Annotated in this window: 14 protein-coding genes; 2 read left to right on the forward strand and 12 right to left on the reverse strand. The window is 55.9% G+C overall.

Going from position 1 to position 15,200, the window contains the following annotated elements; genetic code table 11:
• Window position 1: 1 nt before the first annotated feature.
• The 3 genes from ASG68_RS31410 to ASG68_RS13795 form a co-directional block, all read right to left on the reverse strand.
• Entirely contained in the window at window positions 2-292 is a 291-nt protein-coding gene (locus ASG68_RS31410; RefSeq protein ID WP_156373854.1) for a hypothetical protein, read from the reverse strand.
• Window positions 293-316: 24 nt separating this feature from the next.
• Complete coding sequence (locus ASG68_RS13790; RefSeq protein ID WP_062583753.1) at window positions 317-739, reverse strand: RidA family protein; 423 nt, start codon at window positions 737-739, stop codon at window positions 317-319.
• Between the two features lie 64 nt (window positions 740-803).
• The gene (locus tag ASG68_RS13795; protein ID WP_062583754.1) at window positions 804-2,072 is read right to left on the reverse strand and encodes an SfnB family sulfur acquisition oxidoreductase; all 1,269 of its coding nucleotides are present in this window, start codon (window positions 2,070-2,072) and stop codon (window positions 804-806) included.
• 265 nt (window positions 2,073-2,337) lie between these two features.
• Between ASG68_RS13795 and ASG68_RS13800 the strand changes: the two genes are divergently transcribed.
• Window positions 2,338-2,901: an isochorismatase family protein gene (locus tag ASG68_RS13800; RefSeq protein ID WP_062583755.1), complete on the forward strand. Its 564-nt coding sequence runs from the start codon at window positions 2,338-2,340 to the stop codon at window positions 2,899-2,901.
• Window positions 2,898-3,923 carry a GlxA family transcriptional regulator gene (locus ASG68_RS13805; protein WP_062583756.1) on the forward strand — a complete coding sequence of 342 codons (1,026 nt, stop codon included), beginning with the start codon at window positions 2,898-2,900 and terminating at the stop codon, window positions 3,921-3,923. The genes ASG68_RS13800 and ASG68_RS13805 overlap by 4 nt, the downstream gene beginning before the upstream one ends.
• Before the next feature lie 111 nt (window positions 3,924-4,034).
• Here the strand turns inward: ASG68_RS13805 and ASG68_RS13810 are convergent, their stop codons facing one another.
• The 9 genes from ASG68_RS13810 to ASG68_RS13850 all read right to left on the reverse strand — a co-directional run bounded on the left by ASG68_RS13810 (window position 4,035) and on the right by ASG68_RS13850 (window position 14,819).
• Window positions 4,035-6,008, reverse strand: coding sequence for a hypothetical protein (locus ASG68_RS13810; RefSeq protein ID WP_062583757.1), 1,974 nt, complete (start codon window positions 6,006-6,008; stop codon window positions 4,035-4,037).
• Window positions 6,009-6,202: 194 nt separating this feature from the next.
• The gene (locus ASG68_RS13815) at window positions 6,203-7,030 is read right to left on the reverse strand and encodes a hypothetical protein (protein WP_062583758.1); all 828 of its coding nucleotides are present in this window, start codon (window positions 7,028-7,030) and stop codon (window positions 6,203-6,205) included.
• A gap of 26 nt (window positions 7,031-7,056) precedes the next feature.
• Window positions 7,057-7,740, reverse strand: a complete 684-nt coding sequence (locus ASG68_RS13820; RefSeq protein ID WP_062583759.1) for a cytidylyltransferase domain-containing protein — start codon at window positions 7,738-7,740, stop codon at window positions 7,057-7,059.
• Complete coding sequence (locus tag ASG68_RS13825) at window positions 7,737-8,660, reverse strand: polysaccharide deacetylase family protein (protein WP_062583760.1); 924 nt, start codon at window positions 8,658-8,660, stop codon at window positions 7,737-7,739. Before ASG68_RS13825 ends, ASG68_RS13820 begins: the two co-directional genes overlap by 4 nt.
• Window positions 8,657-9,739, reverse strand: coding sequence for a GNAT family N-acetyltransferase (locus tag ASG68_RS13830; RefSeq protein ID WP_062583761.1), 1,083 nt, complete (start codon window positions 9,737-9,739; stop codon window positions 8,657-8,659). Before ASG68_RS13830 ends, ASG68_RS13825 begins: the two co-directional genes overlap by 4 nt.
• Before the next feature lie 17 nt (window positions 9,740-9,756).
• Window positions 9,757-10,914: a UDP-N-acetylglucosamine 2-epimerase gene (gene neuC, locus ASG68_RS13835; protein ID WP_062583762.1), complete on the reverse strand. Its 1,158-nt coding sequence runs from the start codon at window positions 10,912-10,914 to the stop codon at window positions 9,757-9,759.
• A complete protein-coding gene (locus tag ASG68_RS13840; RefSeq protein WP_200943296.1) occupies window positions 10,907-11,920 on the reverse strand; it encodes an N-acetylneuraminate synthase family protein in 1,014 nt (337 codons plus the stop codon). Before ASG68_RS13840 ends, neuC begins: the two co-directional genes overlap by 8 nt.
• Window positions 11,917-13,503, reverse strand: a complete 1,587-nt coding sequence (locus ASG68_RS13845; protein ID WP_062609872.1) for a hypothetical protein — start codon at window positions 13,501-13,503, stop codon at window positions 11,917-11,919. The genes ASG68_RS13840 and ASG68_RS13845 overlap by 4 nt, the downstream gene beginning before the upstream one ends.
• The gene (locus tag ASG68_RS13850; protein WP_156384877.1) at window positions 13,500-14,819 is read right to left on the reverse strand and encodes a DUF6716 putative glycosyltransferase; all 1,320 of its coding nucleotides are present in this window, start codon (window positions 14,817-14,819) and stop codon (window positions 13,500-13,502) included. The genes ASG68_RS13845 and ASG68_RS13850 overlap by 4 nt, the downstream gene beginning before the upstream one ends.
• Between the last annotated feature and the right edge of the window lie 381 nt (window positions 14,820-15,200).

Raw genomic sequence — 15,200 nt, forward strand, 5'->3', positions numbered from 1 at the left:
CTCAAGAGCCGACCAGCTCCAGGCCGTAAACGATGCCACCCCGGTCGAAGCCCATTTCTCGCAGATCATCGTCCCGGAATTCACGCAGCGCGTCCGCAGCCTGCTGTTCAATGCGCTGAGCGACCGCTATCTGCGAGTCCCACGCCTCGATCGTCATTGGCACAATGCCATGACGATCTCGCCGCACAATCCGGTGGTCAATAAGGAATGGATTATCGACAACTGGCACATCGATGGCACAGCACCGCATATCGATCTTCTGGTCGATGCGCGCCGGAAGCTTCTCGGTCACGGCGCGTCCGTGACAGGTTGAAACTTATAGCTCGTTTCCCTCAAACGCTTTTGCGATGACAAGATCTATCTCCACGAGCGCTCCGCGGCCCAGTTTTGCAACGCCGACGGTGGTGCGGCCGGGAAGCGATAGATTGTTGTCGAAGTGCCGGTGGTAAACCGTGTTGAAGCCGACATAGTCCCGATCGAAATCCAACAGGTAGATGCGGACGAACACCGTGTTCTCAAGGTGATAGTTCGCGGCATCGGCAATGCGACGCAGATTTTTGAAAACCAGCTCGGTTTGCTGCCCTATCGTTTTTGGAAGCGGAGCTTCGGGTGCATCCGGGTCGACTGGGAGCTGTCCTGTAACATGCAGCAGGCCGCCGAATTCGACCGCATGCGCATAGCGGGCTGTTGGCGGCGGCGGTGCGGCATCGGAAACGAAGAAGCGGCGTGGAGTTGGCATCGTTGTATTTCCAGATGGGCAGGAGAGGGGTGCCGGACGGATGGACCGGCACCCCCAAGATGCGTCAGCTCCACGGATGGCGGGGAGGATTGATGTCGTTCAGGTAGAAGTTTCCGACATGGAAAAACTTCCAGCGCACCGGGTCGTGCAAGGTGTGGGCCCGGGCATTGCGCCAGTGCCGGTCGAGATTGTGCTTGGCGAGTGTCGATCGTGTGCCGGCAAGCTCGAACAGCTTATTCGTGGCGAGAATGGCAATCTCCGTTGTGAGCACCTTCGCTTCGGCCGTCTTGATCGTCGCGTCGGCAATCGCCTCTTCCGTCGGGTTTTTCAGGCCGCGATCAATGGCTTCGCCCGCAATACCAAGCAAAGCTTCAGCGGCATGCAGCTTGATTTTGAGGTCACCGATCGCGGCAATCGTGAATGGATCTTCTCCGGCCGTTTCCTTGCCGCTGTCGATCCACGGCCTGCTTTGTGTCTTGACGAAAGCGATGGTCTCCTCGATCGCGCCACGCGCAATGCCGACATCGACGGCGGCCTGGATGATCTGCGAAACGGGACCTGCGACGGTCGGCCGGTCAAAGGCCGCGACCGGCAGCAGCCGGCTTCTGTGAACCCTCACGTTTTCGATTTTGACCGACCCGGACGCGGTGGTGCGCTGGCCAAAGCTCGACCAGTTGTTGGTCACCGTGATGCCCGGCGCGTTGCGATCCGTGAAGACGAGGAAACCCTTGCCCTCTTCATCAACCGCGACAATCGGAATGATGTGCGAGAGCAGGGCGCCGGTCGTGTAAAATTTCTCGCCGTTCACAACAGCATGGTCGCCGTCATAAGCGACCCGGGTTTCGAACGCTGCCACCGTCTTGCTGCTCAACTCAGAGAAAGCATTGCCGAAGCGCAGGCCGGACAGTACCCATCCGAAAAATTCCTTCTTCTGCTCTTCCGTGCCATCAAGATCAATGTGTCCGTTGATGGCCAGATGGTTCTGCGTGATCTGTGCGATCGAAGGATCAGCAGCCGCAAGAATGGCGATTACCCGCGCCAAGGTTTTGTAGGATACGCCGGGGCCACCATAGGTCTTTGGAACATTGATGCTCCAGAGCCCACTCTGGGAATAGGCATCGATCTCAGCCAGCGGCAACAGACCTTCGCGATCCCGCAAGGCAGCCCCCACGGCGAATTCGCCGGCCAGGCGTTCGGCAATGGCAATGGCTTCCTCATCGGTGGCAATAATGTGCGCAGGCGTTTCGGGACGCGGACGAGGTGGAACCGGATCGCTGGAATTCACCCGCGGATGCAAGGTGTAGTCTATCGTCTGCTGGTCGATCACTCCCATGGGAAAACTCCTTGTTGATGACGTTTCAGCTTGGCAGACGCACAAAATAGTCTATAGAAATTATATATTATTAAATGTCTGCGACGTGAAAATCCTTGCCCCACAATCTAAAAGGCGCGCAAGTCCCAGACGGAACCTTCTGGAAAAGCGTGAGAGCATCGTCAAATGTTGGCGTGATATGTCCCCGATTGGTCCTTTATCTGCCTTTTTCGCTTGATTTTCAGTCGTTAGGCTTGTCTTCATCGAAACCGACGGAGACGAAAAAATGTCCTATTCAACAGCACTTCTCGTCATTGATGCCCAGGAATCCTTTCGCCAGCGCGACTATTTTCGCGATGAAGAGTTTGCGCACTACATCGCCAGGCAGCAGGAACTGGTCGATGGAGCAAAGGCTGCCGGAATAGCAGTGGTTCAGATTTTCCATGTCGAGGCCAAGGGTGTGTTCAGCGTGGCGTCTGGTTTCGTAAAGCCGATTGCCCCGCTGGCTATCACTCCGGATGCAGTTTTCCATAAACAGCGCCATAGCGCGCTGGTGGGAAGCGGGCTCGATGTCTGGCTGACCGAGAACGGCATCCGTCGCCTTCTCGTGTCGGGCATCCGCACGGAACAATGCTGCGAAACCACGACGCGCCACGCCTCAGATCTCGGCTATGCCGTCGATTACGTGAGCGAAGCAACGCTGACCTTCCCGATGGTTGATGCTGCCGGACGGCAATGGAGCGCGGCCGATATCCGTGCCCGGACGGAGCTTGTCCTTGCCGGACGCTTCGCCCGTATCGTCACCGTCCGGGAAGCTCTGGCGGGTCTTGAACCAGCGGTGGCAGCATGAACGGTAGCGCGGCGATGCGGCATATCCCCGTTTTCCTCGTCGTGCCGCCGCGCGCCCTGCTTCTGGATATCGCCGGCCCTATGGAAGTCTTGCGCCGGGCCAACATGGATCAGGCGAATGTCCGCTTTCTGGTAAATTATGTCGGGCCTTCACCGGAGGTAATGGCTTCGGTCGGGCTCGGCATTGCCGGCATCGGACCGCTTCCGGAACACTTGCCGGACGGCGCCTTCGTGGTCGTCGCCGGTGCAGTTGACGAACCCCTCGGCATCCGGCAGGACACGCGACCGGCCGATGCAGCTCTGGAGTCGGAAATCGTCGCATGGCTGAGGCGAACCATCCGCCCGGGCATCCGCCTCGTGACGATCTGCTCCGGCGCGCTGCTCATCGCCCGCGCCGGGCTACTCGAAGGCCATGAATGCACCACCCACCATTCAATGCTGGCTGATCTTGTTCGTCTCGCGCCGACGGCACGGGTGCGTGATAACCGCCTGTTCGTCGAGGACCGCGAGCGTATGACCAGCGCCGGCGTGACGGCCGGCATTGATCTGATGCTGGCGATCGTGGCGCGCGAAACCAGCCATGCGGTGGCACTTTCCATTGCCCGCAATCTTGTCGTCTATCTGCGGCGTGCCGGCGGCGATCCGCAGCTGTCCCCTTGGCTCGAAGGCCGTAATCATATCCATCCCGCTATCCATCGAGCACAGGATGCCGTAACGGCAGAGCCTTCCGCCGACTGGTCGGTCACATCTCTGGCCAACGTCGCGGTCACAAGCCCGCGTAACCTTTCGAGGCTCTTCAACGAGCATGTCGGTATGAGCGTCATCGACTATGTGAACGGTATGCGCATAGCGTTGGCGCGGGAACTGGTGGTGGGATCACAGATCGACATGGAGCATGTTGCCGAACGCTCGGGCTTCGCTTCCATCCGCCAGTTTCGCAGAGCCTGGAGCCGCATCCATCCCATGACGCCGTCGCGGCTTCGCGCAGCCTCAACCGGCGACGGGGAAATGCGGAAATTGTAGCGCTCCCATCTTGGTGGGAAAGTACGGCAGGCAACAATGAAATTTAAGAATTTCGCCCTCCGCTCTATAGTTTGGTAAACGCTCGCCCCACGCATCTGCGCAAGAACTGCGTCAACGGATCCCGTAGCGCGCCGTGAGGCAGAAACTGATATCCTTGTTTTTAGGAGCGAGCCAGCGCAGACGCAGCATATTGCCGTTGGCCACAGCCACGCCGGCGACATTCATACCCGGAGTGGCTGCAATCAGAGAACCCCATGCGTCCTGCGGCTGCTCAAACACCGCGGCGACAGGGAGAGGTAGGTCGACTTCACAATTGCCAGCCTCTACTGCCGTGGCGGCAAAGCGGCCGCCAATCTCGATCAGGTCATCGTCGACATAGATCCAGTCGAGAACAGTCGCGCTTATGTCCGCGATATTGGTCACTGGAATCAACTCTGGAGAATAACGTTGCCGCTTGCCGACGAGAACAATTGGAGAGCCTATCGTCCAAGGCGTGTCGTTACCGGTCTTTGACAGGTTGATCGCGCGGATGCGATTATTGCTAAAGTTGTTGCCTACGACACCTTGCAGGCGGTCGGCCCCCACAAGCTTTGTGTTCACGACCTCGATATCGGAATTCTGTGACCCGAAACTGAAGGCACGCGACGTTTCTGGGGCACTGAACCCGACATTGTGAAACGTGATGTCCGAAAATGTCACGCCTTCGAGGCATGTCGAATTGTCGTGAATTGCGTGTTCTTCGCAGTTTGACAGTGTAATATTTGAAAATCTGCCGGCGGTAAAAAGCCCATCAGTCAGTTTGATGAGGTTTGTCGGTGTCCTCGCGCCGTTCTTGGCGTTGCCCCCGCCCGTAATTCCGGAAACATTGAAATCAAGTCCACCCGTGAGTTCGAGAATTTCGGTTGCCGAGAGGGTCGACGTGGAGTTGGTGATCGACCCGTGTGTTCCCAGATGGCCATAGAATATGCGGCGACCGATATCGAGCGAGATATCGTTGATCTTCAAACCAACGATCTTCGCTGCATTCAGGCCAACGTTTGCGACAGCGGCGTAATTCAACGAGTGGAAGCGTGTGTCGGATATGGCGATCCCGCGGAAGCCCATGGGGTCATCAAAGACATCGTCGCCTGTTGTGTCACTTGGAACATAACTGCCTAAATCCGGCCAATCGAGGCTGATGCCGAAATGGCAGGACGCAAAATGGTTGCCGTGTGCCGAAAGCCCTCGTCCCTTGTGATAGACGCCCTGATAGAAACCGGCGATGCGGCAGCGACTGATCGTGACGTCGACATCGGCACGCTGGCCATCACCCCTGTCATTATGCAGGCCGTTCTTTTGGTCGTTCCAGTTGTCGGTGTTCGGTCGCGCGGAGAGCAGCGACAGGTCGAACATCTTGAATTCCTGGGATGCGTTTCGGATGAGCGGCTCGCTGCCGCCGTCGTGACACATGATGGTTGAATCCCAGAAGGACCGACCGTTAAAGGAGACGCCCGTGATCTCATCCGGGATGATGAGCTGCGAAACATTGTAGACGCCCCGCTCCCACGTCAATGCGCGGGATCTCAACGGATAATATTCCATCCAGTAGATGGCGTCCTGCAGCGCCGCGGTGTCATCAGCGCGTCCGTCCCCCTTGGCCTTGAAGCCGTCACGAACGCTTGGTTCGTCGCCTTTCAGCCGTCGATACCAGGCACCGAACGCCAGCGGCTTTTTGGGGTCCCTCACCAGAATATGTTCGTTGGGATCCAACCGTGCTGCTTCCGTGCTATCGACGTCTTTCCAGTCGAAGCCGGTGTCGTCCGGAAGGAATGCAAGCTTGGTCGTGTCGGTGTTGAGCGTTCTCAGCGCATCCATGTCGGGAACGCGGCGGATATCGATGCTTTCCGCGGCGGTTCTTGCTGCCTCTGCGGCTTCCTGAGCCAAATTTGCGGAGATTTCAGCACTTGATTGGTCTGTTGCCTTGCCGTCGGCGGCCGCTTGGCCATTCTCCGCGAGAAACGCGGTTGTCTCGGCGTGTCCCAGGCGAGCGATTCCGGTGTCGGCGGCAATCAGTGCTCCGGCACCCAGGAAAGAACGGCGGTCCATGCGGCCTCCCAAACAAAACGTGCCCGATATAGGCGAGTCGATATTTGCAAGTGCAACAAGTCTATGGTGAAAACGCGATGCCGAGATGGAATACCCGTTTTACCGGACAGCGATGAAGCGTGCATCGCGGCCCAGGGTTATCGGGTCGTCCTGACACGGCTTCACGCTGAAAATGCCGGATACCCGACTTGGTTCTACGCCTGAACCGAGTTTTCCGCTTCGCTTTGAGCGGCGCGCGTGTTCGCGCGTCTCTCCGCCACGAGGTCCGCCTTGAACGCGTCGAGGTGCTTCATGAACCTGTCCATATTCTCGACACAGGAATAGAGATTGAAGCGGTAATGCTGGCAATTCTGCAATTTTGTGTAGAAGGCGAAGTCATCGGGCTGCATTTCCCTGAATTCGCTCTCATAGATTTCAATGGTCTTGTTGTCCTCTATCTTCTTCCACAATGGATAGAGCGTGTTGTGCAGCCAGACAGGCATGCCGATGTAGTGGATGTTGTCACCCACGACCCGTTTGGCCAGTTGAGGCTCTCCCTGTCTCGATTTTTCGGGATAAAAGAGGTAAAGAAAGACATTCGGCTTGTTGACGAGACCACGCGCTTCGGCGCGACGGACAGCCTTTGGATTGTATTTTTCCGACTCCCAAAATGACTTGAGCGAGCCAGGTGCGCCGGCCTCGATTTTCCGGCGGATATAGACGTCCCTGTCTACGGTCGTATACGCCGAGAAAAGAAACAGGTTGAAGACGACGTTCGGAAACTTCGAGATGAGCTCCTTCGTCAGGATAATGGCGCCTGTACAGGATTTGCTGGTGCCGATGAAGTTGACGCGCTTGATGGCGTGTTTCTCGATGATTCCGGCCAGAAACTCCGTGTTGATCGAGATGTTGTTGAAATACCATCCGCCGATCAGTTTGACATTGTCTCGGTTGTATCCGCGCAGGATATGTTTGCCGTGACCAAGGATAACATCGACTTCGCCGCTGTTGCCGTTGATTTCGACTACAAACCTCTCACCCATGCCAGTTCCCTTTTTAAGGCCCAGTTTCACAGCAACCCGCCTTTCGCATACATTGATTCAAGGAGCACAAAATCTTCGGGGGTGTCAACGTTGACACCACGGCCCATCACATAGGCAACTGTCTTCGCGGGAAGGAATGTCCGATACTGTTGCAGTGCCGACGTGCGTACGACGTACAATGCGCCATTCAGCAGGTAGGCCGGCGGTAGCGCCTGGCGCGGCACCTCGGACGAGGTGCCTTCGATAAATGGGCGAATGAAGCCGTCATCGCTGATAGCCTTCAGCTTGTGGGGATGCGGTTCCTCCAGACGGGCAACGGATACGGCGGCATCCGCTTGTGCCTCCTGGACCTTCGCAATCATGGCTGCGATATCCTCCGCCTTCCTGATCGGCGAGGTGGGCTGCAGGAGCACGACATAGTCATATCGTGTGGGGAGTTGATCCAGGAGATCGAGAATGACATCGACCGTCTTGGCACTGTCGCTTGCCAGATGCGCTGGACGAAGCCCAGCGGATTTCGCGCCGGCAGCAAGGCCGATGCTCTCATAGGCTTCGCTGTCTGTCGATACATAGACATCGGACACGAGCGGGCAATCCTTGCCCACACGAACGGCCCACTCGAGCAGCGTGACCCCGCCGATCTTTGCAATATTCTTGTTTGGAAACCCCTTGGACCCCGCGCGCGCGGGAACGACCGCCAGAACCTTCAAATGCAATACTCCGTGCTGCCGGATTTTCCGCCGGGGGCGTCATTGGTATCGACGCGCTTGAGCAGGAAAGGGGTATCGAAATCGGAAATCTCGTTGATGCCCCGGAACATGGTCAGGCCGAACGAGAATCCATAGCCCGCGGAGATATCCGCGACGGTCTGCGAAACCGCCTTGGGGCCGCCAAAGGGGTAGGAAATCGAGTGCAGGCTGTTCCTGCCGCCATGCTCCTGCAAAAAACTCATGCAGGCTTCTGTGTCCTGCCGAATTCCATCTTCACTGAGGGTCGCCAGCGGCAAATGTGCGTCTCCGTGGACGCCGAGATAATCGAGGGAGCCCAGTTTCCGAAGGTCGTCGGTATTCATGTAGAGGCTCTTCGAATAAGCCTCTTCATCCGCAACCTCGTCGAAGAGCATTCCAACGATACGATCTTTTTCTGCGGCTGTGAGAATGAAGTTCAGGAGATACTTCAGGCGCTTGGATTCCGGCGGATCGTAGCGATAGAGGCTGTCGATGTTTTCGGGGTAGACGACTTTCGACAAGTCCATCCGCGTGCCGATGAAGTCGTAGAGATGCGCGTCCGGAACCGTGGAACGTATATGATGCAGTTTGTGAACATCGGCGACGGTGTTATCGCGAATGGGAGCGGTCGTTACATAGAATGCGGCGGGAACGCCCTTGCGCTGAAGCAGTTCAAGTGCGGCCATCTGCTCCTTGAGCCCGTCATCGAACGTCAGGAGGCAGAAATTGCCCCCCTTCCGATCGCCCGCCACCATCGAAGCGAGTTCGGCAGGTGCGATGAATTCATAGTGGCGCGACAGGGCATCGACCTGGTCGGACAATTCGCTGAAGGTCCGCGGATATATTCCGCCTTCATAGGTTTCGTCGCGGATGTAGTGGAAGTTGACGATCAGCAGCTTCATTTTTGAGCTCTCCCTATCTTCTCCAAATAGGTCGGGTTGGGTCTGTCCAGGTCGCAATCCGCCTTCGTGATATGCAAGCTATGGATGTCCAGCCCGCTTAGCGAAATGCTTTCATCGAGGTAGCTGATCAGCGAATAGGATTTGGAGGACTTCACCTCCAGCGGGTTATAGAGATAGGCAAGATCGACGAAATCACGCAAATCGAGGCATGGTATGAAGCCGGCCCTCGTCAGGGCGGCATTCATTGCACCGTTGGTTGAGAAGAAGTCGATCAGGTCGATGTCCTCAGAGCGGGCAAAGTAATCGAGTGCCGCAACGACGGGGCTTGTGGGTAATTCCGAGCACAGGATGTCGGTCGGAATCATGATCCTCACACCGGCGACTTCCTCGATCCGATAAATGAATGTGGTGTCCTCACCGATGCGCAAGGCCTGATATCGATAGACAGGATGGTTCGCGTAACGCCATGCCAGATTGGCGTGCGAGCGGTCGAACCGATCCTGCCACGCGCCGTCAATTTTCGCGATGTCGACAGCCGAAAAGGGTAGGGACGCTTCCGAATGTGCGGACGCTACCTTGAACACTTTCGGAATGACCGCATCCATGGTTCCAAGCGCGGTCACCTTGTTGAAGTCGTATATCCGCAAGAGCCGCGGCACTTCCCGAATGAACTTGAAGCCCATTCGAATATAAGCGCGCACGGCATCCTTGGTGATGTTGGCGCCGTACGCGATGTCGAAGTTCCTTTTCACCAGATCGAGCATCGCCTTGGCGACACCCGTCCCGCGGGCCTCCTCCTTGACGATCCATGTCGTGAGTTCTGCACCATTCAGATTTCTGCCTCCCGCATTGAACGTCCGCTTGTTCAATCCGAGGAAGCCGACGATCTCGCCGTCAAGCAGCGCGACGACGCAATGGTCCTTACCCTTGCCGCCGACAGGATCGACGAATTGCCATCGATAAAAGTCAGGGTCCGACAGGATTGTCGGCCTCAGCCAGTTTGCACCGATGAAATCCGTGACCCTTTCGACCGAAAGATCCAGATTACATGCGAAATCAACAGTTGCTTGACGGGACATGATGACTTCGTTCGTTATCAGTAGGCGAGCGTCTTGTGGAACTTCAAGGTGAAGTTGGCCAAGGCATCCGCCGCCTTCTTTCCGGCATGGCCGTCACCATAGATATGCTCGGAGGCGTAATGGCCGTGGGCAATCTGCTTGACGATTTGTGCCTTGATATCTTCGGCGTTATGACCGCAATCCACGACATTCTTGCCGCGTTCGCGCGCGGTTTGCCGGGAGCCGATATTGACGACAGGAACGCCCAGGAAGGCGCATTCACGAATGCCGACGCTGGAGTTGCCTATCAGGCAGGCCGAATTCTTGACGAGACGAAGGAAGTCTTCCGGTTCCATGTTCTTGAAGAAACGGGCCTTGCTGAGATCGTATTCTTCGCGGTGATGGCGAAGGCCACTTGAAATGCTTTCCCCGCCAAGATCGGCGTTCGGCCAGAACCAGAAGGTGGGCATGTTCAGGGCGTTGACAGCCTTGATGGTTTCCTCGATCTGGTCGCGCGCATGCGAATCTTCGGTGGTCACGGCGTGTTGCATGACAACGATATACTCGCCCGTCGGCTTTATCTCGGCGCCGACCCCACCATATTTTGCGGTCGGGTCGAAATCGATGGCCGGACTCTCGAGAACGGCACGGGCGATGTCCATCGACGGGCAGCCGGTATTCAAGATCGAGGCGGCATGCTCGCCCATCTTCAGAACCCGCTCCTTGGCAAGTTCGCTGGCGACCAGATGAAGATCCGCAAATTTCGTGTTCGCATGACGAACCTTCTCGTCAATGCTGCCGGTCACCTCGCCACCCTGAATGTGGGCAAGTGGAATATTCTGGTAGGAGGCGGCGATCGATGTCGCGATCGTTTCGAACCGGTCGGCGATGGTCACGACGATGTCGGGCTTCAGGTTCTGGAATGCCGTTGCCAGTTCCATGATCGCAAGGCCGGTCGTCTTGGCCATGGAAGTCTGCGCGGTGCCTGACAAAAGATTGTAAATCCGTTCGGAAATTTCAAAGCCGTCTTTTTCCGCGATCGGCCCCACATCACCATATTTATCCAGCAACGCCGATCCGGCAAGAACCAGTTGAAGCTCGAGATCTTCATGTCTCTGGATGGCGTGAAGCATGGTTCTAACGCGCGCGTAACTCGGCCGTGCTGTAACGACCACGCAAATTTTTCTCTTAGACACTTACATCACCTTCCTGCAAAAAATTCCACCGGTCCAGATCACGGGTGAGCGTTTTGCCCACGGCACGCTGATATTCCTTCGCCGGTATTCCATGACCTGCGGGCTTCTTCGCCTCAAGATCGTCAAATGTGAGAACGTCGCCCGCCTTCAGATTCCGGTTTACGGCAAGCGATTTGCCGAACACCTTCCTCAAGGCTTCGAACTTCGTGCTGTCCGCCTTCTCCGTACCCAATCCCATCGCGGCTTCGATGAAACGCACGCCCTGTGCTAGGCTCCGGACTTCGTCAACGTTGAGCGAAGAGGTGCTGTCCGGCCCGAACATTCTCTTATCAAAAGTGATATGGAACTCCAACACCGATGCCCCGAGCGCTGCTGCGGCGAGGCAGGGATAGATGACCCCAGAGTGGTCCGACAGCCCGACAGGCAGATCGTATCGTTTCTGGAGAACATCCATAACCCGCAATCCGACATCTTCCGCCTTGGTCGGATAGCTCGTGCAGCACTGCAGCACAGTGAGCTTGTTTCCAAAAGCCCGGAGGAAATTCACGGCGTTATCAAGTTCGTCGAGATCGCTCATGCCGCTCGAAAGGATGATGTCCTTGCCGGTACGGGCGATCTTCTCAAGCATGAGAAAGTTGGAAACTTCGCCGGAGCCAATCTTGTACTTGGCCACACCAACGTCTTCGAGAAGATCCACCGCAGCATTGGAGAATGGCGAGCTGATGAAATCCAGTCCCGCCTTGTCGCAATGCTCCTTGATCCCGTGCCATTGCTCGAGAGTGAATTCCATTCTCTTCCAATAGTCGTAACGCGTATTGTCCTCGTAGCTGAACTTCGTACGGAACGGTTCGTGAGCGCTGCTTTCCGCTTCTGCGATATGCGTCTGGAACTTGATGGCATCGACGTCGCTACCGACGAGAGAATCGATGAAAGAATGCGCCATTCCGAGGCTACCGTCATGGGCCTGGCCAACCTCGGCAATTATGTAACAACCTGCAACGCTCACCCAATTTTCCTTTCAGGTTCTGTCTCAAAGCCTTCATCGAGCAGGCCTTGGAATATCGCTTTAACATCCGTCTTCGCGTAGTTGCCGGTTCTGGACTCGCGAAGTGTGAAATCCAGCGTCTCTGCCTTTGAATACAAGGCAGCCGCATTCTTGACGTGGAAAAAGCTACCGTTGTCGACTTCCTGCGTGTAGTTCTGGTAACCCTTTTCCCCGAATACGAAATTGTAGAGGCCGGCATAGTCGGCTTCGATTGCCACCGTGGACCCTTCCGATATCGCGATGTCGGCATGCTCGAACAACTGCGCCAGAACGATCTGGTCGAAGTAGGTATCGAGCAACACGTTGTCGTGCGGGGCAGGCCCGAAATCTGCCAGCGTGAAGCGATTTCCCTTGGGATGGTGACGAACGACCCACAAGTAATCCGGGGGCGAGCGGCGGATCAACTCCTTATAGATATGCGGAACATCGCCCTGGTTTTGCATGATCAGCAAGCCCTTGACGCGATACTGAGAGAATTTCTGCTGATACTCCTCGGCCAAAGGTGGCGTGAGTTCCAGTTGTCGCGTGAGCCACGGAAAGCCGGTCACGACCGGGGCGTGCTTGGTGCCTCTGAAAACCTTCCGGATTGAATCGGCTTCCTTCTCGCCCCACACAAAGAAGGTATCGACCACAGCCTGGTAGCCTTCGGGCGGCATTTCTTCCCAATCATTGTACAGCGGATTGTACCCGACCTGGATGCCGTGCTGAATGTCCACCGTCTTGATCCCCAAATGGTGGGCGGCAGAAATCAAAGGTGCCTGGTAATGGAAGCCGTTGAGAAACAGCACTCGCGGATTTATCCGACGTAGGAGGTCGATGTAATAATCCCGTGTGTGCATTTCCCAGTTTATGAATTTTCGGAAAATCGGATGCGTGTATTCCAGCGATGGGATCCTGCGATTGAGCCGCTTCAGAAGCCCGACGGGATAACTCATCCGCGAATGATCATCGCGCTGTGTCGGAACAGGCGCCATCACATACTGGGCCTTGTGATGATACATCTTCGACCGTTCCAACTGCGGCGATTTCACCCTCAGCATTTCCATCTTCATCGCGGAGCCAACTTCCCCCGCAATCTCGTAGAATGGATCGGTGACACGATGATAGTAGCTGCCATCGGGCAGAAGCACCGTCTCGGAAGCATTGGTGACGACCATGAACAGGAAGTCGACATTGTAGCTGCCGGGCTTTATCTCATTGATATCCAGCGCGTTATATTTCTTCTTGAGCTTCGGACGGTCAGCAAGGGGCAAGTCCGAGAGGCGGCCTCGTTGCATCGCCTCCGGCGGAATCTTCGCCTTTTCCATCTTTCCCCGCCCGACGCCGTAGAGTTGGACCCACAATCGCTGGCGAAAGTAGGGCCAAAGGTATTCGTCACCCAGCTTCAAGCCGTTGACGTCCGCGAGGGCGGCAAACTTTGTAAGATCCTTGAAATGGCTCTGGAGGGTTTTCTCCGTGGTCGTCGGCTTCACGAGGAAGGCCAGCCAAGGAATGTTGCGGAGAAGCTTCCTGACATTCTTTCTGATGATTCTGTATAGTTTCACCGATCGGCCCCTTTTTTCTCCATCGATCCCTCTTTCGTGGCGGTTCTTCTGAAATAGAGGGACATTTGTGTCAAAATTGACATCCAGTTCCAAAATCTGCCTTGCGCTTTCTTTGTCAGATAAAGAGACGGAAAGCCGCTCCTGTCATAAAACAATTTCATCGGCGTCAGCGTGCCTTGCGCCCGTTGCTCATCCAGTTCGGCCAGTTTCGTTGTGAGGTCACTTGCAAAGGTGTCGGAGAAGGAAGCGTTCTCCTGCAACCATTCCTTTGCGACCTCCGGGATTTTGTCGTCTCTCAGATCCTGCAACGAAACAAACAATCCACTGCCGATAAATGCCGTGTTGCCAATATGTGTACCAATGCCGAAGTCGCTGATAACCGCGACCCTTATTCCCATTTCCAATGCTTCAAATAGTACCGTGGATGAAATGGATACACAAAGGTCCATTTTGGGTAAGATCTCTTCGGTGCCGTCATAGGAAAACACGACATTGGTTGGATGGGGTCTGACAGTATAGTGCCAGATTTTCCGGAAGCTGTGTTTCTCCTTGCTTGAGTTGGTGTGTCGAATACCCTCTACGCTGCGCAATTTGATGACAAGCTGCCTGGTGGGGTGCGCGCGCGCATATGCCGCCAGTTGCTCCATCAGCAATATCTTCTGCCGCAAATTGCTGGGGCGCCCAACCTGTTCGACGAAGAGGATGCTTTGTGGCGGCCCGTTCTGCGGCAGTGCAGGAAGCCGATCGTTTTGGCGAAGGTATCCCGCCAAGACCAGAGGCGATGCGTCCAGATGGAACTCCGTGATCAGTTCCTGAAAGAACGACATATCTCTAGTCGAGTTGACGCAGATGATGTCAGCGCCTTGCCGGCACAGGAAACCGTGTGGATCCCCTGGCTCCATAAGACCGTTGAATCCCGCGATGACCAGCGGTCTGGCAGGGAATTCGTGCTGGCGGTCAGCTATGGTGCTCATGGCTCTCACTGCTTGGCTGCCCCCAAGCGCGAGGATAACGTAGTCGTACTCGAACAACGCGGAACTGTTGAGGATCGGGTCGAGATCACGATACTGCCTTACGGTGTAATTCGGGAGAATATACCTCTGACGGATGGAGGACGGTATTTCTTCGAACATGACCGTAATTTCGCATGAGTGCTGAAAAAAGGCGGCCAGTGAGACACCCCATTTCACGCGGGAGTCGAAATCCGACAAGACGAGAAGCTTGCGTTGTTTTTCAGCGTTACCCGCCGTGTTCATAGTCACGGCGCGGTTCTCTGCACCTGTTTCGGTGCCGATAGTCTTGTTATGTCTGAGCATGTCGTGCTCGTCGTCCCGTATGATCAATCAGAATAACAAACGCATCTGATTTAGCGACTGCTTATGCGGAGAGAGAATTCGACATGTTGGAAAGGCTACCCGGCGTCGAAGTGCGTCTCGCGATCTGCTACCGGCAAGCGGCGCGGCGAGACACGCATTACATCGCTGTGTCCGGAAATGCAAATCCACCAACCGAACAACCAATATATGCTCAGGATTGAGACAGCGCGAACTGCGGCAGTTGCAGAATTCCCCCAGAAATGACGCGGCGCATCACGGCTTGAGTGCATCAAACCGCATTGACGCGGCGATGGACTTTGATCCACAAGGGTCGAATTTTGGTCTTCTCTAGTTGTTACATGTCAACTATGGATAGCGGCG

Source organism: Rhizobium sp. Leaf453, from assembly GCF_001425605.1.
Lineage (GTDB): Bacteria > Pseudomonadota > Alphaproteobacteria > Rhizobiales > Rhizobiaceae > Pararhizobium.

What these genes read in the sequence shown, in the direction of transcription:
- ASG68_RS13805 (WP_062583756.1), top strand. Translation starts at nt 2,898, where the DNA reads ATGAACGGTAGCGCGGCGATGCGGCATATCCCCGTTTTCCTCGTCGTG.
- ASG68_RS13800 (WP_062583755.1), top strand. Translation starts at nt 2,338, where the DNA reads ATGTCCTATTCAACAGCACTTCTCGTCATTGATGCCCAGGAATCCTTT.
- ASG68_RS13795 (WP_062583754.1), bottom strand. Translation starts at nt 2,072, where the DNA reads ATGGGAGTGATCGACCAGCAGACGATAGACTACACCTTGCATCCGCGG.
- ASG68_RS13810 (WP_062583757.1), bottom strand. Translation starts at nt 6,008, where the DNA reads ATGGACCGCCGTTCTTTCCTGGGTGCCGGAGCACTGATTGCCGCCGAC.
- ASG68_RS13850 (WP_156384877.1), bottom strand. Translation starts at nt 14,819, where the DNA reads ATGCTCAGACATAACAAGACTATCGGCACCGAAACAGGTGCAGAGAAC.
- ASG68_RS13825 (WP_062583760.1), bottom strand. Translation starts at nt 8,660, where the DNA reads ATGAAGCTGCTGATCGTCAACTTCCACTACATCCGCGACGAAACCTAT.
- ASG68_RS13830 (WP_062583761.1), bottom strand. Translation starts at nt 9,739, where the DNA reads ATGTCCCGTCAAGCAACTGTTGATTTCGCATGTAATCTGGATCTTTCG.
- ASG68_RS13790 (WP_062583753.1), bottom strand. Translation starts at nt 739, where the DNA reads ATGCCAACTCCACGCCGCTTCTTCGTTTCCGATGCCGCACCGCCGCCG.
- ASG68_RS13815 (WP_062583758.1), bottom strand. Translation starts at nt 7,030, where the DNA reads ATGGGTGAGAGGTTTGTAGTCGAAATCAACGGCAACAGCGGCGAAGTC.